This is a genomic window from Rothia nasimurium (assembly GCF_928381705.1).
Classification (GTDB): domain Bacteria; phylum Actinomycetota; class Actinomycetes; order Actinomycetales; family Micrococcaceae; genus Rothia; species Rothia nasimurium_G.
Map to the genome: position 1 here is coordinate 181021 of NZ_CAKMSR010000003.1, position 25449 is coordinate 206469.

Below are 25449 nucleotides of genomic sequence, written 5' to 3' on the forward strand. Positions count from 1 at the left end.
GATAATCGGTCTGACTCGGCTGACCTGTATCGACATCGGCAGGTTCAACCGAAACAGACGGTAGGGTATCAGCGGGGTACCTAGAGTTCTGAGACATGGCCCCAGGCTAAAATCTTCCGATCGTCTAGGCCAAGGCCGATGGCACCTGTGGATAAAGCCCCTCCCACCGACCTGCGGAAATTAGCCCCAGAAACCTCGCAGGTGGTGCAGGCGAGTCACAAGATGACGCGACCCAGGCCCCTATCCACAGGGGCTCTGCACCATCTTGAACATAACTCTAGAAAATAACGGCTGCCAGGGCCCCTAAGCCCGCATGGGCAGAGAGCACTGGGGGCAGGGGCGTCAGCACGGCCCCAGAGGCGATAGACCCCAGGGTCTGCTGAAACTCCCGCGCCTGCTCCTCATTACCGCTGTAATGGATGGCAACCACCTGCCCCTGGCGTCTGAGCAGGTTGGCTGCTTCCCTATCCTTCAGCGGTACATCCAGGGGTAATTCACCGGCTCGCTCGGCGCTGGCCTGTTCGGTCAAAGCTGCAAGCCGTTCAATCGCCTTAGCTGTAGTGCGGGGGCGCTCAACGTAGTGCAGTTTGCCATCAAGCACGGTAGCCACAGGCCGAATCTGAAACATCTGGCCCACCATAGCTAAAGCGGGGCTGACGCGTCCGCCCCGTTTAAGAGCGTCCAGGGTAGGGATAAAGAAAAAGAGCTCAGTAGAAGCACAGAGCTCCTCGGCTACAGCGGTGGCCTGCTCTAAGTCCTGCTCGCGGGCAAGGAGGCGGTGCAGACGGAGCACCGGCTCGCCCAGCCCCATCGCTAGATTGAGCGAGTCAACCACCACCACCGGTACATCGACCAGCTGCGCCGCTAAACGGGCCGAGTCGCAGGTACCCGACAGTTCCCCCGATAAATGAACCGAGATAATCGCAGAGTAGCCCTGGGCTGCTAGCTGCTCGTAGGCGTCCACCAGGGCACCCGGCGCAACGCCAGAGGTCAGCACCTGCTCCCCCTGGACATGGGCTAAAGCGATAGCGGCATCTATCTGATCGGCCGGTAGGTCATTCAAAGCGCGGTCGCCCACGGTGACCGGTAGCTCAACCAGGCTAAACCCGCCTTCGGCCTTGAGCTCTTCAAGGGTAGCGGCGGGCAGGGCAGCAGATGAATCGGTGACCAGGGCTATAGAACGCACCTCACTACTCTACCGCCTAGCCAAGCCCTTGGAGTGACTCAGTCCATAGCAATCACTCAAAAGATAGAAAAATCGGGTGCCCCTCTCTACGGAAGGAGCACCCGATCATCTCTATCTAGGTCTCACTAGATCACAATGTTGACCAGCTTGGGGGCACGCACAATAACCTTGCGCACCTCAGCGTCGCCCAGGGCTCGCTGAACGGCCTCTGACCCCAGAGCCAGGGCTTCAAGATCGGCCTCAGAAATATCCTTAGCGACCTCCAGGCGATCCTTGACCTTGCCCTTGACCTGCACGATTGCGGTGACGGTATCGTCTACCAGCTGGGCCGGGTCGACCTCGGGCCAGCCCGCAGTCAGTACCGGGGTATCGTGGCCGAGCAGATGCCAGGCGTCCTCTGCGGTGTAGGGGGCGTAGAGGGAGAGCAGGATGGCGATAGTCTCAGCAGCCTCGCGGACGGCCGGGTCGGCAGCACCTGCACCGGAGTCAATGACCTTGCGGGTAGCGTTGACCAGCTCCATGGTCTTGGCCACGGCAACGTTGAACTTGCCGTTCTCTACCAGGGCATCGACGTCGTGGACGGTGCGGTGCACCAGCTTGTGCAGGGCAGCGTCGCCGCTTGCGCCGTCCGCCCCCACCTCGCTGGTGACGTCCTGGGCAACGCGCCAGGCGCGGGCCAGGAACTTCTGCATACCTGCGGGGGAAACGTCAGCCCAGTCGACATCGTCCTCGGGCGGGGAGGCGAAGACCATGACGGTGCGGACGGCATCGACGCCGAACTTATCGAGCTGCTGGCCCAGGTCAACACCGTTACCCAGTGACTTGGACATAGCCTTACCCTGGTTGAGCACCTGGCCCTGGTTCATCAGGGCCTTGAAGGGCTCAGAGTGTTCAATCAGGCCCAGGTCGCGGATGACCTTGGTGAAGAAGCGGGCGTAGAGCAGGTGCAGAATCGCGTGCTCAACACCGCCGACGTACATGTCGACCTGGTTCCACTTCTTCATCTGCTCGGGGTCGAAGATAGCCTGGTCGTAATTCGGTGAGACGTAGCGCAGGAAGTACCAGGAGGAATCCACGAAGGTGTCCATGGTGTCTGAGTCGCGCTTGGCGTCCTTACCGCAGACGGGGCAGGGAACGGTGTTCCAGTCGGTGGCAGCTGCCAGGGGTGACTGGCCCTTGGGCGCCAGGTCTTCACCGGCCAGGTTATCGGGAAGCAGGACGGGCAGCTGCTCTTCCGGAACCAGCTGTTCGCCGTGCTCTTCACAGTGGATGACGGGGATGGGGCAGCCCCAGAAGCGCTGGCGGGAGAGCAGCCAGTCACGCAGGCGGAAGTTGACCTTGCCGGTGCCTACACCCTTCTCTTCAAGAATCTCAATGGCCTTTGAGATGCCGTCAGCCTTGTTCAGGCCATCCAGCGGGCCGGAGTTGATGTGCACACCATCGCCGGTGGTAGCGACGCCGGTTTCTGCCGGGTCGTCCTCACCGGTGTCGAGAACGGTGATGACGGGGATGTCGAACTTGCGGGCGAAGTCCAGGTCGCGCTGGTCATGGGCGGGAACCGCCATCAGTGCGCCGGTGCCGTAGTCGGCCAGGGCGTAGTCCGAGGCCCACAGGGGCAGCTTATCGCCGGTCAGGGGGTTGATGGCGTAACGGCCCAGGAAAACGCCGGTCTTCTCGCGGTCGGTGGACTGGCGGTCGATATCCGACAGAACCTTGATCTCTTCGCGGTAGGCTTCCAGGGCTTCCCGCTGGTCGTCGGTTACCAGGTCGAGGGCCAGGTCGGCGTCGGCTGCCACGATGAAGAAGGTTGCTCCGTAGAGGGTATCGGGGCGGGTGGTGAAGACGTCTACGGTGGTGGCGGGCTTGTTGCCGGCAGCCTCAACCTCAAAAGTAACCTCGGCACCCTCGGAACGGCCGATCCAGTTGCGCTGCATAGCCAGCACGCGGTCGGGCCAGTGGCCCTCCAGTTCCTTCATGTCGTCCAGCAGTTCCTGGGCGTAGTCGGTGATCTTGAAGTACCACTGGTTCAGAGACTTCTTGGTCACGGGGGTGTGGCAACGTTCGCACTCGCCGTTGACAACCTGCTCGTTGGCCAGCACGGTCTGGTCCTTGGGGCACCAGTTGACCTGGGAGTACTTACGGTAGGCCAGGCCCTTCTTGTAGAACTGCTGGAAGAGCCACTGGGTCCACTTGTAGTATTCGGGGTCAGAGGTGTGCAGGCGGCGGGACCAGTCGGTCATAATGCCGTAGCGCTTGAAAGAACCGGCCTGGGTCTCGATGTTCTTGTAGGTCCACTCTTTGGGGTGGGTGTTGTTCTTGATGGCTGCGTTTTCTGCGGGCAGGCCGAAGGAGTCCCAGCCGATGGGGTGCAGCACATCGTAGCCCTTTTGCTTCCAGAAGCGGGCGGTGACGTCGCCAATGGCGAAGGCTTCGGCGTGGCCCATGTGGAGGTCGCCGGAGGGGTAGGGGAACATATCCGCTACGTAGCGGGTTTCCTTGCCTTCTTCGTTGGTGGGTTCAAAAACCTTGGTTTCTTCCCAGTAGGGCTGCCACTTGGCTTCCATGGAGCGGAAGTCCCAGGTGGTTTCGTTCTGTTCGGTAGGTTCTACCTCAGCAGTCACCGTGTTTCCTGTCTGTCGAGTGGTGCTTGCGCTTTTTGGGCGCGCACGAGTCTGAGCTGTCAATAGTTTGCTTCCTAGTGTACCGCGCTTGGGCTTGCTTTGCCCGGTGGCAGTTTGCCCACTGAGAAGTGGGGGGTGAGGCGGTACAGTGGTGGGGGTAGAGAGAAGGAGTCACTATGTCTGCAAGCCCCCACTCGGCCGGTGTTTTTGAGCCGGTACCTCAGCAGGTTCCTGCCGGGACGCGCTACGAGGGCTGGGTTGGTGGCACCTACAGCCGCTGGTGGGTGTATGGAAACGCGGACGCCGCTCCCCTGGTTTTGGTGCACGGCTTTAGGGGCGATCACCACGGCCTTGAAATCATTGCCACCGGCCTGAAGGATTTTTGTGTTTATATCCCTGATCTGCCGGGCTTTGGTAAAACTGCCCCGATTGAGGGGGCTGAGCATGCGGTGAGCACCTATGCTGCCTGGTTGGTTGATTTCATTGAGACCGCTGTGGGCAGCCCTGTGCACCTGGTGGGTCACTCTTTCGGGTCGATCGTGAGCTCTTATACTGCCCTGGTACGCCCCCATCTGGTAGAGCGTTTGACCCTGATTAACCCCATCTGCCAGCCTGCCCTTGAGGGGGATCAAAAGGTGATGAGCCGCCTGGCTGAGCTCTATTACGGTGCGGGAGCTGCCCTACCTGCTTCCCTGGGCTTTGCCCTGCTGCGCTCCCGCCTGGTGACCAGGTTGAGCAGTGAGTTCATGATGAAAAATCACGACCCCGCCCTGCGCCGGTTCATCAACGGCCAGCACGATGCCTACTTCGGTGCCTTTGCCTCCCGCGAGGCGGTTCTACAGGCCTACCGGGCATCCATTAGTTCTACCGCAGCTGATTTCACCCCGGCCCTGCCGATGCCGGTCCAGCTCATTGTGGCGGAGAAAGACGACCTGGGTACTCTGGAACTTCAGCAGGCCATGGCCCGTAAACTCCAGCGGGGGCGGCTCGATATTATTCCCGAGGTCGGCCACCTGATTCACTACGAGACTCCCCTGCGGGCTGCTTCCCTGATTGCTGACTTTCATTCCCAAGACCTAGAGGAGGGTAAGTAGCATGAAACTCTTTATTGATGCCCGCTATACCCGCATCGGTTTTCACGACGGTATTAGCCGCTACACCGCGTCCTTACTCTTTGCCCTCAAGGAGCTAGCGGACGCCGGTGACCGGCGCCTGCCGGAAGACCTGGAGCTCACCATGGTCATTAGCGATCAGCGTCAGCTTGAGATGCTCCCCGACCTACCGTCCGTGCAGATCTGTGCGCCGACGTCCGCCCTGGAACCCACCGCCGCCCTGCAGCTCAACCGCTACTGCCCCGACGTGGTCTTCTCGCCCATGCAAACCATCGGGCTGGGTGGGCTGGGCAGGCAGTTCAAGCTGATCCTGACCCTGCACGATTTGATTTACTACTCCCACCCCACGCCGCCGGGCTTCCTCCCCCTGCCGGTTCAGCTGGGTTGGCGGGTCTTCCACACCACCTACGCGCCGCAGCGCTACCTGCTGAACCGGGCGGACGCCGTCGCTACGGTATCGCAGACCACGGCGGCTTTGATGCGGGAACACGAGCTGACCACCAACCCCATTACGGTGATACCCAATGCCCCCCAGGCTAAGGATTTTGTGACCCAGGAGCAGGCGCTCGAGCTGGCCCCGGCCCGCACCAAAGACTTGATCTACATGGGCTCTTTCATGCCCTACAAAAACGTTGAAACCCTGCTGCAGGCCATGAAGTTCCTGCCGGACTACCGCCTGCACCTACTCTCCAAGGCAGCCCCGGCGCGCCTGGAAGAACTTGCCCCTCTCGCGGGAGAAAACGTGGTGTTCCACGGGGGAACCAGCGATGAAGACTACCGCCAGCTGCTCCGCACCGCCGCCGCCCTGCTCACCGCCTCGCGGGAAGAAGGCTACGGGTTGCCTGTGGTGGAGGCCCAGTCGGCGGGTTGCCCCGTGGTGCTGTCGGATATCCCGATTTTCCGGGAGATAGCACCCTCAGCCCTCTTTGCGGAGACCAGCTCCCCCTTTGCCTTTGCGCAGGCGGTACGAGACCTAGAAGACCGGCAAGTCCAGCAGACCAGCATTGTGAACGGTCTTGCGGATGCCGCCCGCTACACCTGGGAACAGAGCGCCCTCACCCTGCTGGAACTGGCCTCTTCCCTGCATCGGCAGTAGAAACCTAACCGCCCCGGGCGCTTGCCCCCGCTGCCCCAGGCACCGGGCAGACCTAGAGAATATCGAGCCCGTCGCAGCGTATCTGCACGGGCTCGCTCTTTTTCAGGGCAGCTAGCGAGGCCTTGATAGAGCGCAGGTGGTGGGTGAGTTTGGCTCCCACCGTGTAGGGGAAGAAGATAATGGCACGGTAGAGGTCGCTGTCGGCTTCCCCCTCGTAGTAGCCGGTCGAATCGGCCAGGGGCATGGGGCCGTTGACGCGGGCCTCATCGGGCAGGGTAATAGCCTCCAAAAAGACCTGCACGGCACGCTCACTACCGGTAATGGCGGCGGTGCGGACGGCCGGGGGTAGGCCAATTTCGGCACGCTCGTCCATTTCCCAGAGGGCAAAGCCCATGGGGTCCCAGCGCACCAGGGCTTCGAGAGCTGCCGAGGGACTGGCCGTGGTGACGACGCGGCCGCCCACGGCAAAGGAGCGCACCAGGGCTGCTGCGTTCAACCAGCGCCGAAGGGCGGTTTCAGGGGCGCGCAGGGAGTCGAACTGGAGCATCCGGTCGGCATCGAGCAGCAGGGCAGCTGCATAACCGCCCTCAGCTACCGGTTCGCCGCCGGGGGTGGCGATGACCAGGGCCGGTTCTGGGCCGATGCTGGTTTTGATGTTCTCGCCGCTGGAGGTAATCACCGGGACGCCGGGGAAAGCACGGCCGAGTTCTTCAGCTGTACGAAGGGCTCCCGCGATGCCGGTGCGCCAGCGGTTGAAGCCGCAGTCTAGGCAGTGCCAGTGGTGGGCGAGATGGCCGCACCAGCCGCATTGGGGGGCACTTCCACCAGCTGGCTGGGTGAGAGGTCCGCGGCAGTTATCGCAACGGGCGGGCATACGGCAACGCTGGCAGGACAGGGCCGGAATGTAGCCAGCGCGGGCCACTTGAATAAGGACGGGCCCGGTGGCTAGGGCATCCTTAGCTACGGCAAAAGCCTGATGGGGAATACGAGCGATAGCGGCCAAGGGGTCGCGGGCTAGCTGGTAGTCGTCGCCGGTGGGCATGACCCGGGGGGTGAATGACCTGACCAGGGCTCGATCTGCCCCTAGGAAGGTGGCCCAGCGGGTACGCACCAGCCGGGCAGCCTCGCTGGAGACAGAGTAGCCCATAAAAAGGGCTGCCGTCTTTTCGAGGGTGGCCCGCAGCAGAAGAACGTCCCGGGCCTGGCAATAGGGTGCCCTTTGTTCCACCAGGGAAGAATCCCCGTCGTCCCAGCAGGCTACCAGCCCCAGGTTAGCTACGGGGGCATAGGCAGCCGACCGGGTGCCGATAACAATCTGCACCTGACCGCTCTGGGCTTTGAGGTAGTTGCGGTAGCGCGGTGTGGGCTTGTCGTTGGCGGTCAATCGCACGAAGGTGTCCGCCTCCACCAGCTCTTCCAGGGCAGCGGTGAGCCGATCTAGGCTCTTGTGGTCGGGTACGATTGCCAGGGCTCCCCTACCCGTTGAGGCGGTTGCCACCAGTGCGGACGCCAGGAGCTGCTCCCAGCTGCGTTCCGGGTGGGAGGGCAACACAGCCATCACCGCTCGGGCCTGGTGCCCAGCGAGTAGGTCCTCGCAAAATTCTGTCCCCTGGGCGTAGTCGGCAAAACCGGTGAGATCGGGGCAGACGGGTACAGACTGCTCAGCAGGCTCTTCTATCTCTAGGAAGTCCTTTTCAACGCTGGCAACCCGCGGGGGTACTGCCAGACGGAGAACATCGGGCACTAGCCCGGCGTAGCGCTCGGCCAAAGCATCGGCTAGCTCAAAGACCTCAGGAGTGACGACCGGCAGGGGCGAAATTACCTTATGTAAGGGTACAAGCCGGGCGGGGGCGTCCGAATGCTCTACGCGCTCCCGTAACCAGCCAGTAACCTCCCGTCCCCCGAATTTGACCCTCACCCGCACCCCGGGCTGAGCCTCTTCATCGAGAGCTGCTGGCACCCGGTAGTCGAAGAGGCGGTCTAGGTGGGGCACATGGGTGTCGATGTGCACCCGGGCAATCGGTAATTGCACCGCGGCGTCCTCGGCTGCTGTAGAGCCGACCAGGTGCGCATCGGGTATGTCGAATCCCTGCAACAAATCTGGTTGCAGGGATTCGGGGGTGGGTGCCGTTGTCATACAGACATTTTAGCTTAGAGGCCTACAGCCGCCTTGAGTTCGCTCACACGGTTGGTGCGTTCCCAGGTGAACTCGCGGTCTTCACGTCCGAAGTGGCCGTTAGCTGCGGTCTTGGCGTAGATAGGACGGCGGAGCTCCAGGTCACGGATAATGGCCAGCGGGCGCAGGTCAAAGACCTCACGGATAGCCTGTTCAATCTTGTAGATCTCAACCTTTTCGGTGCCAAAGGTCTCAACGTAGATACCCACGGGAGCAGCCTGGCCGATAGCGTAGGCAACCTGGACCTCTGCCCGGTCGGCAAGGCCGGCAGCAACGATGTTCTTGGCAACCCAGCGCATGGCGTAGGCAGCGGAGCGGTCTACCTTTGAAGGGTCCTTGCCCGAGAAGGCACCACCACCGTGGCGGGCCATACCGCCGTAGGTATCCACAATAATCTTGCGTCCGGTCAGGCCAGCGTCACCTACAGGGCCACCCTGTACGAAGCGACCTGCGGGGTTGATGATGAACTTAGCCTTGGACGAGTCGAAGTCGAAGCTGGCTAGAACAGGTTCAATTACGTACTGCTTGATATCGGCAGCAAGCTGGTCCAGGTCGTAATCAGCGGTGTGCTGGGTTGAGACTACCACGGTATCGATCATGACGGGCTTGAAGTTCTCGTCGTAGCCCAGGGTTACCTGGGTCTTGCCGTCGGGGCGAAGGTTAGGCAGGGTGCCGTCCTTACGCACCTTAGTCAGCTGTTCAGCCAGGCGGTGAGCAACATAGATGGGAGCGGGCATCAGCACATCGGTCTCGTTGGTGGCGTAACCGAACATGATGCCCTGGTCGCCAGCGCCCTGGCGGTCCAGGTCGTCGCTTGCGGTACCCTGGCGGGCCTCGAGGGAGTTGTAGACACCCGAATTGATGTCGGGTGACTGCTCGCCAATCGAAACCGAAACGCCACAGAATTCGCCGTCGAAGCCGTGGGTTGAGGAGTTATAGCCGATGTTCAAGATGGTCTTGCGAACAATGCTGGGAATATCAACATAACCGTTAGTGGTTACCTCGCCAGCTACGTGGACCTGACCGGTGGTTACCAGGGTCTCAACTGCCACGTTAGAGAGGGGATCTACGGTCAGCAGGGCATCCAGAATAGAGTCCGAGATCTGGTCACAAATCTTGTCGGGGTGGCCCTCGGTGACGGACTCACTGGTGAATAAACGAAGATGGGTATTTTCTGTCACGGTTTTTACTGTACTTCTCTCGGCCCATCAGGGCTACTTGATGAATGATTGTTGAATTCTTGCGCTATATGACGAAGCATTGCACGGGAGACGTCAAGCTTGCTACCCTGCAGGCTTACCTCACGCCCGCCTTTAGCCGAAAGCAGGGTGATGGCGTTATCTTCTGCGCCAAAGCCCTGGGTTTCGCTGACGGTGTTCACAGCCAGGTAATCGCAACCCTTGCGGGCCAGTTTCGCTCGGCCATACTCGATCGGGCTGGTGGTGGCATCCCCGGTTTCAGCAGCAAAACCGACGATGGTGTGGGGGGCCTGCTGGGGGTTGCTCTGGCGGTAGAGCACAGCTTCTTTGAGGACGTCGGGGTTACGCACCAGCCTAATCACGGGGTCTTGGCCGGGGTCGTCCGTCTTTTTAATCTTGGTACCAACATAGTCAGCCGGCCTAAAGTCGGCTACCGCTGCCGTCATCATCAGGACGTCGGTGTCAGCCAGGTGTGCAAAGACAGCCTCACGCAGTTGAAGGGCACTCGATACCCGGGTAACCCTGTCTAGATGACCCGGTATCTCAACCTCAACGTGGGCTGCAACGAGGTGAACCTTAGCGCCGAGTTCACTGGCTGCGGTAGCCAGTGCAATACCCTGCTTTCCCGAAGAGCGGTTGCCCAAGAACCGCACCGGGTCAAGCGCTTCGCGGGTACCACCAGCCGTAATGAGCAGGCGCTGACCAGCCAGGGGCAGGTCACTGCCCCCTGTCGACTGCCCCTCACCTGCGGCGTCCTGATTCCACCCCAAAAGCGTTAAAGCCTGGGCATAGATATCTTCAGGTTCAGGCAGACGACCGACACCGGAGTCTGGGCCGGTCAGCCGACCCACGGCAGGCTCGATGATGTGATAGCCGTAGGATTTCAGGGTCGCTACGTTGGCCTGGGTAGCCGGGTGCTCCCACATCTGAGTGTGCATAGCCGGTGCAAGAATTACCGGGGCATGCGTAGTGAGCACTGTTGCAGTCAGTAGGTCATTTGCCCGCCCTGCTGCTAAACGGGCCATGAGGTCAGCCGTTGCCGGGACAACAATAACAGCATCAGCCTCTTCAGCTTGGCGTACGTGGTTGACCTCGGGAACCCGCTCAAAAACATCCACCGATACGGGGTTGCCGCTCAGAGCTTCGAGGGTGGGCCGACCTACAAATTTGAGGGCAGCTTCGGTGGGCACGGCTATAACCTCGTGCCCGGCTTTACCAAAAAGACGAAGGAGCATTGCCGCCTTATAGGCAGCAATGCCCCCTCCAATGCCAATAACAACTCGCATGAGCTACTGCAGATTAGGCCTGATCTGCGTCTTCAGCGTCAACGTACTCAACGAAGGGTTCGTCGATGTAGAAATCGCCACCGGCCAGGAAGGCGCTGGGCTCTTCGTCGTGCAGCAGGGTGCCGTTTTCATCGAACTGGCCATCGGTAATATGGCGGGCCTCAATCAGGCCTTCATTGATTTCACGCATAGCCACAGAGAGCGACTTCTCGTTGGGCTCAGAATCTACCAGGGGGCCAACGTGATCGTACAGGTTCTCATGAAGCTGTGAGTAGTAGGCGTTAATCTGGCGAGCACGGCGAGCACCAAAAATCACCAGACCGTACTTCGACTCAGCTTTTTGGATCAGAGCGTCTGCGCTGGGATTGATGATACCTTCATCGTTGTGTGCGTTTGCCACGTAAGACTCCATCTTAACTATGCTTGCTCACCACCGGCGCTACCGGTGGCATAAAACTCTACCTATACTATCGGTCAACCGATTTTTTGTCACGCAAAAGGGCGACGGTGCAGGGGTGATATTCCCCTAAACCGCCGCCCTAGCAGGCGCAGAGGCTATGAGCGGTCTGCACCCATGAGGCGCACGATTTCCTCAGCCGCTTCTGCCACGGTTTCGTTGATGACGGTGTAATCAAACTCGGGCTCAGCAGCCAGCTCAATCTTGGCTGTATCGAGGCGGGCTTCCTGCTCCTGGGGAGATTCGGTGCCGCGGCCAATGAGACGGGAGACTAACTCATCCCAGCTGGGAGGAGCCAAGAAAATCAGTTGCGCTTCGGGCATAGCGTTACGAACCTGACGTGCGCCCTGCAGGTCAATTTCAAGCAGGACGTGCTTACCGGCGTCCAGCTGCTTCTGAACCATGGATCGAATCGTGCCGTACTTGTAGGAGTTATGCACGGTGGCCCATTCCAGCATCTGGCGGTTCTCTACCATCGACTCAAACTCTTCGTCTGAGACAAAGTAGTAGTGCACGCCGTCCTCTTCGCCCGGACGGGGATCGCGGGTGGTGGCGGAGACAGAGAACCACACCTCGGGGTAGTGCTCACGAATGTAAGCAGACACGGTTCCCTTGCCAACGGCGGTTGGGCCAGCTAGCACGGTCAGTTTAGGTGCGGCGTTCTGTTCAGCCATGGTTTCCCTTATCGGTCGAGAAGATTGATGAGTGCCTTACGCTGGTGGATACCAAGACCACGCAGACGGCGGGACGCAGCAATGTTCAGTTCGTTCAAAATATTCTCGGTCCGTACCTCACCCACACCCGGCAGGGAGGTGAGCAGGTCGGTTACCTTCAGTCTAGCGACTGCTTCGTCAGTTTCGGCGCGCTTGAGAACTTCTGCGATAGTAATCTGCTTGTTCTTAACGGCGTCCTTGATTTCGGCGCGGGTGACCCGGGCCTTCTTGGCCTTGTTGCGGGCTGCTGCTCGCTGTTCTTCGGTGAGAGGCTGGAGTGGCATATTCTAATCCTTCTGTGCGAGATGCCGTGTGAGGCAAAAGGGGTGGGGTGTGCTGGAATAAACAGGCAACCGAGCAGCTTTGCTCATTCTTGGGGGTTGTTGCTTATCTATTTGCGAACCAACAATTACAAAATAGCATGTCAGAAACGGTTATGGAAGATAGTTACCCGTCGGTAACCTTGTTTTAAACAAAAATGGTGGGAATTTGTTTCAAACTCCCACCATTTTTGTTGGTCTAGACTCTACCGGGCGTTTAGAAGCTCGTCACGAGCCTTTTCAGCTGCCTGACGTAGCCCTTGAGTCGACGGCCCCGCCGCCAGCACGCCTCGACTCGAGTTCACCAGCACCTGGTTCTCAATACCGGCAAAAACGGTATAGAGGTCGTGCGCTGTAGCTCCCTGAGCACCGAAACCCGGTGCCAGAATAGGGCCGTTGAAGGCTGAGAGGTCAATCTCTAGCTTCTTCAAGGCACCTGCTACGGTTGCTCCTACCACCAGACCGCAGGGGCCCATCGCCTCCCACTGGCGCTGACCGTTCTCAGCACGAGCTGCCTCGATAATGAGGGATGCCACCGAGGAGCTTCCACCCACATGCTGAACTGTCTGCCCCTCGGGGTTAGACGTGAGTGCCAGAACGAAGGTACCCCGGTTATTGCGGTCAGCGAGGTCTAGAGCAGGGCGCAGAGACTCAAAACCCAGGTAGGGGCTGAGCGTCACCGAATCGGTTCCCAGGGGGGAAGCCTCCCCTAGCCAGGCGTCCGCATAGGCTGCCATGGTCGATCCGATATCACCACGTTTGGCATCCGCAACTACCAGCACACCGGCGTCCGCAGCATCGCGCTGAAGTTGCTCCAGAGCGGCAAGACCCGCAGAGCCGTGGCGCTCAAAGAGCGCCACCTGGGGCTTGTGGGCTGCGGCCACCGGGCCACAGGCCTCAAGCACGGCAGTAGCGAAAGTGCTCAAGGACGCCGCCGTATCGGGGAGCCCCCAGGCCTCAAGGAGGGAGGGGTGGGGGTCTATGCCCACGCAGAGGGGCCCCTTCTCCCCCATGGCTGCAGCCAGGCGATCACCAAAACCGTATGACATTAGGCCTCCCGCGCTTTCAGGGCTGCCTCGATGGACGCGCCGTGCTCCTGCAGGCTCATCACATCCCAGCTGTATTCGCGCAGGGCGTTAATACCCTGAACTGCGGCACCAAATTCAGAGACAGTGGTCATCACGGGGCAGCCTACCGAGGTGGCCGCAGCGCGGATCTCGTAGCCATCACCGCGGGCCTGACCGCCAGAGGGGGTGTTGAAGATCAGGTCAATATCGCCATCGCGCACCATATCGACGATGGAACGCTCCCCGTCCTTGGTCTCTGCGATCTTGGGGACGACCAGGGACTCAACACCGTTGCGGCGCAGAACTTCAGCGGTACCGCCGGTGGAGACGATATCGAAGCCCAGCTGTTGCAGCATCTTGACGTAGATGATGGAGTTGCGCTTATCACGGTTGGCAACCGAAACGAAGACCTTACCCTCGGTCGGCAGCTTAGAACCGGCAGACGCCTCAGCCTTAGCGAAGGCGGTATCGAAGTGGCGGTCCAGGCCCATGACCTCACCGGTAGAGCGCATTTCGGGGCCGAGCAGGGAGTCAACCACGATGCCCTCGGGAGTGCGGAAACGGCTAAAGGGCAGCACAGCTTCCTTGACTGCGATAGCGGTTTCGGCGGGCAGGGAGGCGCCGTCCATATTTGCGGGCAGGTAGCCTTCGGCCTTGAGGTCGGCAATGGTCTTGCCAGTACCGATGAGGGCTGCGGCCTTCGCCATCTGCACACCGGTCGCCTTTGAAACAAAGGGCACGGTGCGAGAAGCGCGGGGGTTAGCCTCGATGACGTAGAGAATCTCAGAAGCTACAGCGAACTGAATGTTGATCAGACCGCGCACGCCCACGCCGGCGGCGATCTTGTAGGTTGCCTCCTTGACCTGCTCGATGACGTCCGGGCCCAGGGTGATGGGGGGCAGGGTGCAGGCGGAGTCGCCCGAGTGAATACCGGCCTCTTCGATGTGCTCCATGACGCCGCCCAGGTAAAGCTCTTCACCGTCAAAGAGGGCGTCGACGTCGATTTCGACGGCGTCCTCAAGGAACTTATCGATCAGAGCGGGCTGGGAGGGGGAAACCTCGGTGGCGTTCTCTAGGTAGCGGGCCAGCTGGGCCTCTGAGTAGACAATTTCCATGCCGCGGCCACCCAGTACGTAGGAGGGGCGCACCAGCACGGGGTAGCCGATTTCGTCCGCAATCTTCTTGGCATTCTCGAAGGTGTAGGCTGTGCCGTTCTTGGGGGAAAGCAAACCAGATTCTTCGAGCACACGGGAGAATTCGCCGCGGTCCTCGGCCAGGTCGATAGCCTCGGGTGAGGTACCCAGAATCGGGATACCGGCTGCCTTAAGTTCCTGAGCAAGCTTGAGCGGGGTCTGGCCGCCGAGCTGAACGAAGACGCCCAGCAGGCCACCGGTACGGCGCTCGGCCTCAACAATTTCAAGCACATCTTCTAGGGTCAGGGGCTCAAAATAGAGGCGAGTTGAGATGTCGTAGTCGGTAGATACGGTCTCGGGGTTGCAGTTGACCATCACGGTCTCGTAGCCAGCTTCACGCAGCACCATGGAGGCGTGAACACAGGAGTAGTCAAATTCAATACCCTGGCCAATTCGGTTGGGGCCGGAACCCAGAATCATAATGGAGGGCTTCTCGTGGTGGGCTACCTCGTCCTCCTGGTCGTAGGAGGAGTAGTGGTAGGGGGTGAAGGCCTCAAACTCGGCGGCGCAGGTATCAACGGTCTTGAAGACGGGGCGGATGTTCAGGGCGTGGCGGATACCGCGCACTACTGCCTCGTTCATGCCCAGAATCTCACCAATCTGGGCATCGGAGAAACCGTGACGCTTGGCCAGGCGCAGAGTCCGCTCGTCCAGGGTCTTGGAGGCAGCGATTTCTGCGGCTACCTCGTTGAGCAGCACCAGCTGGTCCAGGAACCAGGGGTCGATGGCGGTTGCCTCGTACATCTCTTCAACTGTGGCACCGGCCAGCAGGGCCCGCTGGACCTGGAAAATACGGTCTGTGGTAGCGGTCTTGGTCTGCTCAATCAGGGCAGCCAGTTCGTCCGCACCGAGTTCGGGGTTGTCGAAGCGGAAGGTCGAGCCCTTTTGCTCCATGGAGCGCATGGCCTTCTGCAGGGCTTCGGTGAAGTTGCGGCCCAGGGCCATGGCCTCGCCCACTGACTTCATGGTGGTGGTCAGGGTGGGGTCTGCTGCTGGGAACTTCTCAAAGGCAAAGCGGGGCACCTTGACCACGACGTAGTCGAGGGTGGGTTCAAAGGAGGCCGGGGTCTTCTGGGTGATGTCGTTGGGGATCTCGTCCAGGGTGTAGCCCAGGGAGAGCTTGGTGGCGATCTTGGCAATCGGGAAGCCGGTTGCCTTAGACGCCAGAGCGGACGAGCGGGAGACACGGGGGTTCATCTCAATGACGATGACGCGGCCAGTCGCGGGATCAATAGCAAACTGGATGTTGCAGCCACCGGTATCGACGCCAACTTCGCGAATCACGTTGATAGCGATATCACGGAGCTTCTGGTACTCACGGTCGGTCAGAGTCAGAGCGGGAGCCACGGTGATGGAGTCGCCGGTGTGCACGCCTACGGGGTCGAAGTTTTCGATGGAGCAGACGACAACCACGTTGTCGTTCTTATCTCGCATCATTTCCAGTTCGTATTCCTTCCAGCCCAGGATGGATTCTTCGAGAAGAACCTCGCTGGTGGGGCTGTACTGGATACCGGCACCTGCGATGCGGTGCAGGTCTTCTTCGTTATAGGCCATACCTGAACCTAGACCACCCATAGTGAAGGAGGGGCGGACCACCATGGGGTAGCCCAGTTCCTTGGCAGCTTCGAGGGCTTCGTCCATGGTGTGGACGATAACGGAGCGGGCAGACTCGCCGCCCGCACGTTCGACAACGCCCTTGAAGGCCTCACGGTCTTCGCCCAGGTTGATGGCTTCGATGTTGGCACCGATGAGCTCAACACCGTACTTATCGAGAATGCCCTGCTCATCGAGGGCGATAGCTGCGTTGAGGGCGGTCTGGCCGCCGAGGGTGGGGAGGATCGCGTCGGGCTTTTCCTTGGCGATAATCTTTTCGATGACCTCGGGGGTAATCGGTTCGATGTAGGTGGCGTCGGCGAACTCGGGGTCGGTCATGATAGTGGCCGGGTTGGAGTTGACCAGAATGACGCGCACGCCTTCTTCCTTGAGCACGCGCAGGGCCTGGGTGCCCGAGTAGTCGAATTCGGCGGCCTGACCGATCACAATCGGGCCAGAACCGATGACGAGAATTGAGTTGAGATCGTTACGCTTCGGCATGGTTCGGTGTCCTTAGTTCTTCTTCTCGAGCATGAGGTCGATGAAACGGTCAAAGAGGTAGGCAGCGTCATGGGGACCTGCTGCTGCTTCGGGGTGGTACTGCACCGAGAAGGCGGGGATGTCGAGGCAGCGCAGGCCCTCGACTACCTGGTCGTTGAGTCCTACGTGGGAAACTTCGACGCGACCGAATTCAGCGTTGGGTGCGGTGACGGCTCCATCCAGGGGGGCGTCCACGGCAAAGCCGTGGTTCTGGGCGGTGATTTCTACCTTGCCGGTGGTGCGGTCCATGACGGGCTGGTTGATGCCGCGGTGGCCGAAGGGCAACTTGTAGGTACCAAAGCCCAGGGCCCGCCCCAAGAGCTGGTTGCCGAAGCAGATACCGAAGAAGGGGGTGCCGGTACGCAGCACGGACTGGAGGAGCTGAACCTGGTCGTCCGCAGTTGCGGGGTCGCCGGGCCCGTTGGAGAAGAAGACGCCATCGGGGTTCAGGGCAGTGATGTCCTCTAAGGTAGCGGTTGCGGGCAGCACGTGCACGCGGACGCCGCGCTCGGCAAAACGCTTGGGAGTCATGGCCTTGATGCCCAGGTCAAGGGCAACCAGGGTTGCCTTAACGTCCCCGTCCCAGCCGAGGTCAGCGGGTTCTACGGTGTAGGCCTCGTCAATGGAGACAGAGTCAGCCAGTTTCTGGCCCTTCATCTCGGCTGCTGCCTGTACCTGGGCAACCAGGTCTGCCAGGGGAAGCTCGGCGTCAGCACCGGTGAAGATACCGGCGCGCATGGAACCGGCGCTGCGTAGGTGGCGGGTCAGAGCACGGGTGTCGATGCCCTGAATACCCACGATGCCCTGCTCTACCAGCTCTTCATCGAGAGAGCGCTCTGAGCGCCAGTTGGAGGGGCGTCGGGCTGCGTCGCGAACGGCATAGCCTGCAACCCAGATTTTACGGGATTCGGCGTCCTCGGTGTTAACGCCGGTGTTGCCGATATGGGGCGCGGTCTGAACCACGATCTGCCCCGCGTAGGAGGGGTCGGTCAGGGTTTCCTGGTAGCCGGTCATGCCGGTTGAGAAGACCGCTTCGCCAAGGGTCTTGCCGGTGGCGCCGTAGCTTTCGCCGCGGTAGAAGGTACCGTCTTCAAGGACGAGTACTGCTGCACGTGGGGTGGGTGCTGGGTGGGACATTCACACACTTCCTGTTGGTTGGTGTAGGCACCTGCAATCAGCAGGTGGAAACTTAGGGGCGGGCCAGAGTGTCGTGGCCGACGGTAGCCTGGGGCGCGATAGCTGCAACGGCATCCAGGATTGATTTTTTGTCAGCTGCATAGCGGGTGCGGAAGCCGGTATCGACGGGGTTGCCGTTGAGTGACCAGGAGAGGACGGCCAGGCCGTCCTTCTCGACGAACTTACCGTTCATACCGGCTTCGGTGCGCACACCGATAATGTCGCTGGCGGGAATCCAGATATCTTGGGAGCCGTTGCGCATGATGATGACAGCGTCTTCGTACACGAAGAAGACACCGGTTGATTTCACGCCCAGGGTGTTGGTGGCGATACGGTCGAGCCAGTCCCCCATGACGGTGGTGGCAACATAGGTGCCGGGTACCGCAAGTAGGGATTCGGCGTCGTCGTAGCGCTCAGGCACATCGAGCAGGGTGCCGGTGTGAACCTGACGCTGCTTCCTACTCTTCCAGCCCTGCCACATAGCCCAGAAGATGAGGGCGGCAACAAGAGCCAGGATCAGGGTGGGAATTAGCTTGTCAGACACGGGCACTCTCCTAGCGGGTTACTTAGCGGACGGGGTGTTTAGTGCACCGTCGAGAACGGTGGGGTGACCGCCGAAGAAGGTGGCTACGACCGCGCCGGGAACTTCCAGGCCCCGGTAGGGGTTGTTCTTACCCTTGGTTGCCTGAGCGGCAGGGTCAATGACGCGGGTGGCTGCGGGGTCAACCAAGACCAGGTGGGCGGGCTCCCCCGCTTCGAGCGGACGGCCCTGGTCGGCTGCCAGACCGATTTCGGCGGGCTTGGTGCTCATGATGCGGGCAACGTCGGCCCAGGTGATGTAGCCGGTATCAACCAGGGTCTTCTGGATGATGGACAGTGCCTGCTCAAGGCCGGTCATACCGTTAGCAGCGCAGGCCCACTCGCAGTCCTTGGATTCGGCGGGGTGGGGTGCGTGGTCGGTGCCGATGATGTCGATGATGCCGTCGGCAACTGCCTGACGCAGGGCCAGCACGTCCTCTTCGGTGCGCAGGGGCGGGTTGACCTTGTAAACGGGGTCGTAGGTGCGCACCAGCTCATCGGTCAGCAGCAGGTGGTGGGGGGTGACCTCGGCGGTTACCTTGATGCCGCGTTCCTTAGCCCAGCGCACGATTTCAACGGAGCCCTTGGTTGAGAGGTGGCAGATGTGCAGGCGGGAACCAACATGTTCAGCCAGCAGCACGTCACGGGCGATGATGGATTCTTCAGCAACAGCGGGCCAGCCAGCCAAACCCAGTTCTGCTGACACCTTGCCCTCATTCATCTGGGCGCCTTCGGTCAGGCGGGGTTCCTGGGCGTGCTGGGCGATAACGCCGTTGAAGGTCTTGACGTATTCCAGGGCTCGACGCATCAGGGCCGGGTCCCAGACGCACATGCCGTCGTCTGAGAAGACGCGCACCTGGGCGCGGGATTCAGCCATCGCTCCGATATCTGAGAGGCGCTCCCCTGCCAGGCCCACGGTTACAGCACCGATAGGCTGAACCTTGACCCAGCCGGAGTTCTTACCCAGCTCATAGACCTGCTCCACCACACCGGCAGTATCGGCAACGGGGTTGGAGTTAGCCATGGCAAAGACGGCGGTGTAACCGCCCAGGGCTGCAGCACGGGTGCCGGTTTCGACGGTTTCGGCGTCCTCCTGGCCGGGTTCACGCAGGTGGGTGTGCAGGTCGACCAGGCCGGGCAGGGCGATAAGCCCCTGGGCCTCGACGACCTGGGCGTCGGCGTCCGCAAGGTTCTCGCCAACTTCAGCGATGAGGCCGTCCTTGATCAAAATATCGGCGGTTTTCTCACCTAGCAGTGAGGCGCCCTTGATGAGGTAAACAGATTCAGTCATTGTTTCTCTTTCGTCCAGGGCTTAGGAGCCGGGGTAGAAGTCGTTGGCGGAGCCACCGGTCATGAGCAGGTAGAGCACCGCCATGCGTACAGACACACCATTGGTGACCTGGCGCAGCACCCAGGAGCGGGGTGAGTCTGCTGCTTCGGCGCAGATTTCGAGGCCGCGGTTCATGGGGCCGGGGTGCAGGATAGCGGTTTCGTGGGCGGACGCGTCGAGGCGGGCAAAGCGCTCGGGGGTAAGCCCCCACAGGCGGGAGTATTCCTCGGATGAGGGGAAGAAGGCCGCGTTCATGCGTTCTTTCTGGATACGCAGCATCATCACCGCGTCAACTCCCGACTCGATGGCGTCGTCGAGGTTGTAGTAAATCTCTGCCGGCCAGTTTTCGATATCTACCGGGAGCAGGGTGGGTGGGGCAACGAACTTGACGGTTGCTCCCAGGGTGTGGAGCAGCCAGAGGTTGGAGCGGGCCACGCGGGAGTGCAGGATATCGCCCACAATCGCCACCCGCAGACCCTCTAGGGTGAGGCCACGGGTTGTGACGCCCTCAACCTGGGCCTTGAACTGGCGCAGGGTCATGGCGTCCAGCAGGGCCTGGGTGGGGTGGGCGTGGGTGCCGTCACCGGCGTTGAGCACGGGCACGTCAATCCAGCCAGCTTCAGCCAGACGCTGGGGGGCACCCGATGCGCTGTGGCGAATTACCACGGCGTCGGCGTTGATTGCTGCCAGGGTCTGGGCGGTGTCTTTGAGCGACTCTCCCTTAGAGACGGAAGAACCCTTGGCTGAGAAGTTGATGATGTCGGCAGACAGGCGCTTTTCGGCAGCTTCGAAGGACAGGCGGGTGCGGGTCGAGTCTTCAAAGAAGAGGTTGACCACGGTGCGCCCCTGGAGCACGGGGAGTTTCTTTACCTCGCGCTGGCCGACCTCACCCATGTAGTCGGCGGTATCGAGAATGTTGAGGGCATCGTCAAGGGAGAGATCCTTGGTATCGAGCAGGTGACGCATGGCTACTCCCCTCCTTCCTGGGCTGAGGTAGCGGAGTGGGCGGGCTGAGAAATAATCACCTTGTCGTCCTCACCGTCGATGGATGAGAGCAGCACCTTAACCGATTCATGGGTGCTGGTGGGCAGGTTCTTTCCCACGTGATCTGCGCGGATGGGGAGCTGGCGGTGGCCGCGGTCAACCAGCACAGCGAGGCGGACGGCGTCGGGGCGGCCGTAGTCCTTGAGGGCATCGAGGGCGGCGCGGATGGTGCGCCCTGAAAAAAGTACATCGTCAACGAGGACGACGGTGCGCCCCTCAATCCCCGCTGCGGGCAAGCGGGTGGGCTCAGGCGTCCGCCCCGGTTTTGAAAGCAGGTCATCACGGTACATGGTGATGTCGAGCTGCCCCAGAGAAAAAGCGGGATTGAAGCCGGAATCGGTCTGGGCGATTTTATCGGCCAGACGCTGGGCTAGGGGGAAACCTCGGCGCGGAATACCCAGGAGAACCAGGTTCTCGCTGCCTTTGTTGGCTTCAAGAATTTCGTGGGCGATGCGAGTAAGAGCTCGCTCAATGTCGGCTGACTCCAGGATGACCCGGTGGGCTCCTGCAGATACGTCGGTGGGTATACCTGTGGTATCGGTCATGTGCCGGCCTCCTTCCCCGCCTCACAGGACGGACTTAAAGGTTGCTGTCACACCTCAATGTATCACGTCCACCCCTCACCGCGGCTGAATTTGAGACAGTTTTCAGTAGGTACCATCTAAATCAGAAAAACCCACCAACGAGGTGGGTTTTTCTGATTTAGATGGTACCTATGGGCCTAGGCCAGCAGGGTGGGCTTCACCTGGCGCAGGCGGTCGAGCAGGCCATTCACAAACTTGGGTGAATCGTCGGTCGACAGCAGGCGAACCAGGCCGGTAGCCTCTGAGATAGCTACGGCATCGGGAATCTCATCGTTAAAGAGGAGCTCCCAAGCGCCGAGCCGCAGAGCCACGCGGTCCACGCTGGGCATGCGGTCCATGGTCCAGTCCTGGGCGTAGGTTTCGATGTACTCGCGAATCTCTTCGTCGTGGTCGCGTACGCCACGAACAATCTGCTCGGAGTAGAGCGAAATCTGCGCTGAGGTGTAGGTGCGGCGGCGAATCAGGACGTCAATGACGTCATCGCCGCGCTGATCGGCCTCAAACAGGACTTCGAGGGCGCGAAGTCTAGCTTTGGTTCTTGAATTCACGGTATTTAGTCGTTGACGCGGCCGAGGTAGTCGCCGGTGCGGGTGTCGACCTTGACCTTAGTGCCGGTTTCAAGGAAGAGGGGCACCTGAATCTCGGCGCCGGTCTCGACGGTTGCGGGCTTGGTGCCGCCGGTGGAGCGGTCACCCTGCAGGCCGGGCTCGGTGTAGGTGATTTCGAGGACGACTGAGGCGGGGAGCTCGATGTAGAGGGGTGAACCTTCGTGCATAGCGATGGTTGCGGTCTGGTTTTCGAGCATGTACTTGGCGGCGTCGCCAACGGTGACCTCTGATACGTTGATCTGGTCGTAGGTCTTCAGGTCCATGAAGACGTAGTCGGTGCCGTCCTGGTAGAGGTACTGGTAGTCGGAGCGGTCGACGGTTGCGGTCTCAACCTTAGCGCCGGCGTTGAAGGTCTTATCAACTACCTTGCCTGAGGTGACGTTACGCAGCTTGGTACGGACGAAAGCGCCGCCCTTACCGGGCTTGACGTGCTGGAATTCGATGACGGACCAGAGGTTGCCGTCAATCTTGAGAACGACACCGTTCTTGATATCTGCGGTAGTAGCCAACAGACTCTCCTCTAAACTGAAATTTTCAATAAGCGTTGCGGGGTAAACCGTAGACCAGTCTACCGGCTCCCCCGCCGCTTTGCGCTATTAGTTAGCGAGTTTCACACCTAGCTGGCAATTTCCTGGTAGGTCATAAACAGGATCGAGTCGTCGGGTACCTCGTAAATGCGGGGCTTGCCCAGGCTTTCCAGAACGACGAAGCGCAGCATGTTGCCGCGGGCCTTCTTGTCGCGGCGCATGGTTTCAAGCAGCTTGGGCCAGCGGTCTGCCGGGTAGGTGGTAGGCAGATCGAGGGCGGTGCAGATGGCACGGGTTCGCTCGACGGTGGCCTCGTCAAGGTAGCCAGCGGCGAGGGACAGTTCTGCGGCGAAGACCATGCCTACTGCTACAGCAGCACCGTGGCGCCACTGGTAGCGTTCTGCGTGTTCGATGGCGTGGCCCAGGGTGTGCCCGTAGTTCAGGAATTCACGGCGGCCCGACTCTTTCAGGTCTTCAGACACCACCTCAGCCTTAACCCGAATGGAGCGCTCGATGAGCTCCCGCACTACCTCAGACTGGGAGTCACGAATCTTTCCGGGGTTCGCTTCGATCAGGTCGAGAATCACCGGGTCTGCGATGAAGCCGCACTTAATCACTTCGGCCATACCGGTGAGCAGCTCGTGCTGCGGCAGGGTGCGCAGCACACCCAGTTCGCAGAGGACGGCTGCGGGCGGGTGGAAGGCCCCCACCAGGTTCTTGCCCTCTGCGGTGTTGATGCCGGTCTTGCCGCCGACTGCGGCGTCCACCATGCCTAGTAGGGTGGTGGGAATGTGGATGACACGGACGCCCCGCAACCAGGTTGCTGCCACAAAGCCGGCGAGGTCGGTGACGGCGCCGCCGCCAACGGAAATAATTGCGTCGGTGCGGGTGAAGTCATTCTGCCCCAGTACCTGCCAGCAGAAGGCTGCAACCTGAATGTGCTTGCCCTCTTCGGCGTCCGGAATTTCAGCCGAGTAGGCCTCAAACCCTGCCGTGCGCATCTGCTCCATCACCAGCTCACCGGTGGAGCGCAGGGCGCGGGGGTGAATCACCAGGATGCGCTGGGTTCGGTTGCCCAGGATCTCGGGGATGGTGCCGAGCAGGTTGTGGCCTACGTAAACGTCGTAGTTTTCTGAAGGCTGGGTGCCGGTGACGGGTATGACGGTGGTGGCCTGGTCGCTCACGCTTGACCCTTTCGGTTCTTGATGATGAAGTTCTGAATTTCGGCTGCCATGTCGGCAATTCCCCTGCCGCCACAGGCATCCAAGGTGTAGCTGGCGAGCTCTTCATAGCGGTCCCGGCGGGCCTCGAAAATTTCGGTCCACTTTTGTACCGGGTTGGGCTGGAGCAGGGGCCGGGTTTTGCTGTTCTGAATGCGCGGGGCTACGGTTTCAGCATCAACCTTGATGTAGATAACTGTCTCGTCTTTGAGCACCCGTGCCACCTCGGGGGTCATGGGAGCTCCCCCGCCAAGAGAAAAGATGGTGTTGCGCCGGGCTGGTGAGGTTAGCACTTCACGGATCACCTCAGCTTCGATGCGGCGGAACTCAGCTTCACCGTAGTCGGCGAAGATTTGTGACACCTCACCGTACTTTTCGACGATGAGGTGGTCAGAGTCGAGGAACTCGTAGCCGTAGAAGCGTGCGAGGTGGGTGCCTATATAGGACTTACCCGCAGCCATGGGGCCGATGATCACGACCGGGCGGGATTTTTCGATATAGGTTTCTTGCACCTCGCGCACCTGGTTGGGTGCGAGCACCTCGGTCATGTCGATCGCGTGGTCACGTGATCGGGGGGTCATGGTTAGGCGTCCCACCCTGCTACGTTGGATTCCCAGGCCAGGGATTCGGGGATGGCTGCCAGGTAGGAGTCCATGTTGCGGTGGGTTTCGGTGATGGAATCGCCGCCGAACTTCTCGAGGGCTGCTTCTGCCAGAACCAGGGCGACCATGGCCTCTGCGACGACGCCGGCTGCGGGCACAGCACAGACGTCTGAGCGCTGGTGGTGGGCGCGGGCAACTTCACCGGTAGAGGTGTCGATGGTGGCCAGGGCTTTGGGCACGGTGGCGATGGGCTTCATGGCGGCGCGTACGCGTAGCAGGTCACCGATGGTCATGCCACCTTCGATACCACCTGCGCGGTTTGAGACGCGCTGGACGCCGTGCTCACCGGGTACGATTTCGTCGTGGGCGCGGGTGCCGGGGCGCTTTGCGGTTTCAAAGCCGTCGCCTACTTCTACGCCCTTGATGGCCTGAATGCCCATGAGGGCTGCGGCCAGGCGGGCGTCGAGGCGGCGGTCCCAGTGCACGTAGGAGCCGAGTCCCGGGGGCAGGCCGTAAGCGAGAACTTCTACCACGCCGCCCAGGGTCTCGCCGTCCTTGTGGGCCTTATCGACGGTAGCGACCATGGCTTCGGAGGTTGCGGCGTCGAAGCAGCGCAGGGGGTCGGCGTCGAGGGCAGCAACATCGCGAGGGGTAGGACGCGGGGCGTCGGCGGGGGCTGCTACCTCAGCGATAGCGGTGGTGTGGCTGACCAGTTCTACGCCGAGAGCCTTAAGAATCTGGGCCGCAACGACGCCCAGGGCTACGCGGGTTGCGGTTTCGCGGGCGCTGGCGCGTTCAAGGACGGGGCGGGACTCGTCAAATCCGTACTTCTGCATACCAGCGAAGTCTGCGTGGCCGGGACGGGGGCGGGTGAGGGCCGCGTTGCGGGCGCGCCCCTCAATCAGGGCGGGGTCAACGGGGTCTGATGACATCACATCAACCCACTTGGGCCATTCGGTGTTAGCGATTTCAATAGCTACAGGGCCGCCCTGGGTTTTACCGTGACGGACACCGCCGAGGATGCGCACGCGGTCCTCTTCGAACTTCATACGGGCACCACGGCCGTAGCCGAGGCGGCGGCGGGCTAGAGCATCGTGCACCATCTCGCTGGTAAGTTCGACACCTGCCGGTACGCCTTCAATAATTCCTACCAGGGCTTCGCCGTGGGATTCACCGGCTGTGAGCCAACGTAGCATCTCTAACCTTCTTTACGTTTGCCT

The 25449-nt window shown here is 60.8% G+C and carries 22 protein-coding genes; 2 read left to right on the forward strand and 20 right to left on the reverse strand.

The window, feature by feature from the left end; all coding sequences use genetic code 11:
- Positions 1 to 277: 277 nt before the first annotated feature.
- Positions 278 to 1186, reverse strand: coding sequence for a DegV family protein (locus tag L6762_RS04090; RefSeq protein WP_237185707.1), 909 nt, complete (start codon positions 1184 to 1186; stop codon positions 278 to 280).
- 125 nt (positions 1187 to 1311) lie between these two features.
- Positions 1312 to 3750, reverse strand: a complete 2439-nt coding sequence (gene leuS, locus L6762_RS04095) for a leucine--tRNA ligase (protein ID WP_237185766.1) — start codon at positions 3748 to 3750, stop codon at positions 1312 to 1314.
- Positions 3751 to 3983: 233 nt separating this feature from the next.
- On the opposite strand from leuS, the gene L6762_RS04100 reads away from it, so the two are divergent.
- Together L6762_RS04100 and L6762_RS04105 are read left to right on the forward strand one after the other, a co-directional pair.
- The gene (locus tag L6762_RS04100) at positions 3984 to 4901 is read left to right on the forward strand and encodes an alpha/beta fold hydrolase (protein ID WP_237185708.1); all 918 of its coding nucleotides are present in this window, start codon (positions 3984 to 3986) and stop codon (positions 4899 to 4901) included.
- A gap of 1 nt (position 4902) precedes the next feature.
- Positions 4903 to 6015 (forward strand): glycosyltransferase family 4 protein, encoded by a 1113-nt coding sequence (locus L6762_RS04105; protein ID WP_237185709.1) that lies wholly within the window; start codon positions 4903 to 4905, stop codon positions 6013 to 6015.
- Between the two features lie 52 nt (positions 6016 to 6067).
- On the opposite strand, the gene L6762_RS04110 is transcribed toward L6762_RS04105, so the two are convergent.
- From L6762_RS04110 to aroC, 18 genes are all read right to left on the reverse strand, one after another.
- Positions 6068 to 8152: a primosomal protein N' gene (locus tag L6762_RS04110; RefSeq protein ID WP_237185710.1), complete on the reverse strand. Its 2085-nt coding sequence runs from the start codon at positions 8150 to 8152 to the stop codon at positions 6068 to 6070.
- A gap of 14 nt (positions 8153 to 8166) precedes the next feature.
- The gene (gene metK, locus L6762_RS04115; RefSeq protein WP_237185711.1) at positions 8167 to 9372 is read right to left on the reverse strand and encodes a methionine adenosyltransferase; all 1206 of its coding nucleotides are present in this window, start codon (positions 9370 to 9372) and stop codon (positions 8167 to 8169) included.
- Between the two features lie 5 nt (positions 9373 to 9377).
- Positions 9378 to 10676 (reverse strand): bifunctional phosphopantothenoylcysteine decarboxylase/phosphopantothenate--cysteine ligase CoaBC, encoded by a 1299-nt coding sequence (gene coaBC / locus L6762_RS04120; RefSeq protein WP_237185712.1) that lies wholly within the window; start codon positions 10674 to 10676, stop codon positions 9378 to 9380.
- Positions 10677 to 10689: 13 nt separating this feature from the next.
- Entirely contained in the window at positions 10690 to 11076 is a 387-nt protein-coding gene (gene rpoZ / locus L6762_RS04125) for a DNA-directed RNA polymerase subunit omega (RefSeq protein ID WP_423817080.1), read from the reverse strand.
- A gap of 155 nt (positions 11077 to 11231) precedes the next feature.
- The gene (gene gmk / locus L6762_RS04130; protein WP_237185714.1) at positions 11232 to 11807 is read right to left on the reverse strand and encodes a guanylate kinase; all 576 of its coding nucleotides are present in this window, start codon (positions 11805 to 11807) and stop codon (positions 11232 to 11234) included.
- An 8-nt stretch (positions 11808 to 11815) separates the two neighbouring features.
- Positions 11816 to 12130 (reverse strand): integration host factor, actinobacterial type, encoded by a 315-nt coding sequence (mihF, locus tag L6762_RS04135; RefSeq protein WP_237185715.1) that lies wholly within the window; start codon positions 12128 to 12130, stop codon positions 11816 to 11818.
- Between the two features lie 242 nt (positions 12131 to 12372).
- Positions 12373 to 13215: an orotidine-5'-phosphate decarboxylase gene (gene pyrF, locus L6762_RS04140; protein WP_237185716.1), complete on the reverse strand. Its 843-nt coding sequence runs from the start codon at positions 13213 to 13215 to the stop codon at positions 12373 to 12375.
- Positions 13215 to 16520, reverse strand: a complete 3306-nt coding sequence (gene carB / locus L6762_RS04145; protein WP_237185717.1) for a carbamoyl-phosphate synthase large subunit — start codon at positions 16518 to 16520, stop codon at positions 13215 to 13217. Before carB ends, pyrF begins: the two co-directional genes overlap by 1 nt.
- A gap of 12 nt (positions 16521 to 16532) precedes the next feature.
- Complete coding sequence (gene carA / locus L6762_RS04150) at positions 16533 to 17696, reverse strand: glutamine-hydrolyzing carbamoyl-phosphate synthase small subunit (RefSeq protein WP_237185718.1); 1164 nt, start codon at positions 17694 to 17696, stop codon at positions 16533 to 16535.
- 52 nt (positions 17697 to 17748) lie between these two features.
- Entirely contained in the window at positions 17749 to 18279 is a 531-nt protein-coding gene (locus L6762_RS04155) for a hypothetical protein (RefSeq protein WP_237185719.1), read from the reverse strand.
- Between the two features lie 18 nt (positions 18280 to 18297).
- Positions 18298 to 19605 (reverse strand): dihydroorotase, encoded by a 1308-nt coding sequence (locus tag L6762_RS04160; RefSeq protein ID WP_237185720.1) that lies wholly within the window; start codon positions 19603 to 19605, stop codon positions 18298 to 18300.
- 21 nt (positions 19606 to 19626) lie between these two features.
- Positions 19627 to 20610: an aspartate carbamoyltransferase catalytic subunit gene (locus L6762_RS04165; RefSeq protein WP_237185721.1), complete on the reverse strand. Its 984-nt coding sequence runs from the start codon at positions 20608 to 20610 to the stop codon at positions 19627 to 19629.
- A gap of 2 nt (positions 20611 to 20612) precedes the next feature.
- Positions 20613 to 21233, reverse strand: coding sequence for a bifunctional pyr operon transcriptional regulator/uracil phosphoribosyltransferase PyrR (gene pyrR, locus L6762_RS04170; RefSeq protein WP_237185722.1), 621 nt, complete (start codon positions 21231 to 21233; stop codon positions 20613 to 20615).
- Positions 21234 to 21409: 176 nt separating this feature from the next.
- Positions 21410 to 21820 carry a transcription antitermination factor NusB gene (nusB, locus tag L6762_RS04175; RefSeq protein WP_135012288.1) on the reverse strand — a complete coding sequence of 137 codons (411 nt, stop codon included), beginning with the start codon at positions 21818 to 21820 and terminating at the stop codon, positions 21410 to 21412.
- Between the two features lie 5 nt (positions 21821 to 21825).
- Entirely contained in the window at positions 21826 to 22389 is a 564-nt protein-coding gene (efp, locus tag L6762_RS04180) for an elongation factor P (RefSeq protein WP_237185723.1), read from the reverse strand.
- Positions 22390 to 22496: 107 nt separating this feature from the next.
- The gene (gene aroB, locus L6762_RS04185; RefSeq protein WP_237185724.1) at positions 22497 to 23591 is read right to left on the reverse strand and encodes a 3-dehydroquinate synthase; all 1095 of its coding nucleotides are present in this window, start codon (positions 23589 to 23591) and stop codon (positions 22497 to 22499) included.
- Positions 23588 to 24208, reverse strand: a complete 621-nt coding sequence (locus L6762_RS04190; RefSeq protein WP_237185725.1) for a shikimate kinase — start codon at positions 24206 to 24208, stop codon at positions 23588 to 23590. The genes aroB and L6762_RS04190 overlap by 4 nt, the downstream gene beginning before the upstream one ends.
- Positions 24209 to 24210: 2 nt before the next feature.
- Positions 24211 to 25425 carry a chorismate synthase gene (aroC, locus tag L6762_RS04195; RefSeq protein WP_237185726.1) on the reverse strand — a complete coding sequence of 405 codons (1215 nt, stop codon included), beginning with the start codon at positions 25423 to 25425 and terminating at the stop codon, positions 24211 to 24213.
- Positions 25426 to 25449: the final 24 nt, after the last annotated feature.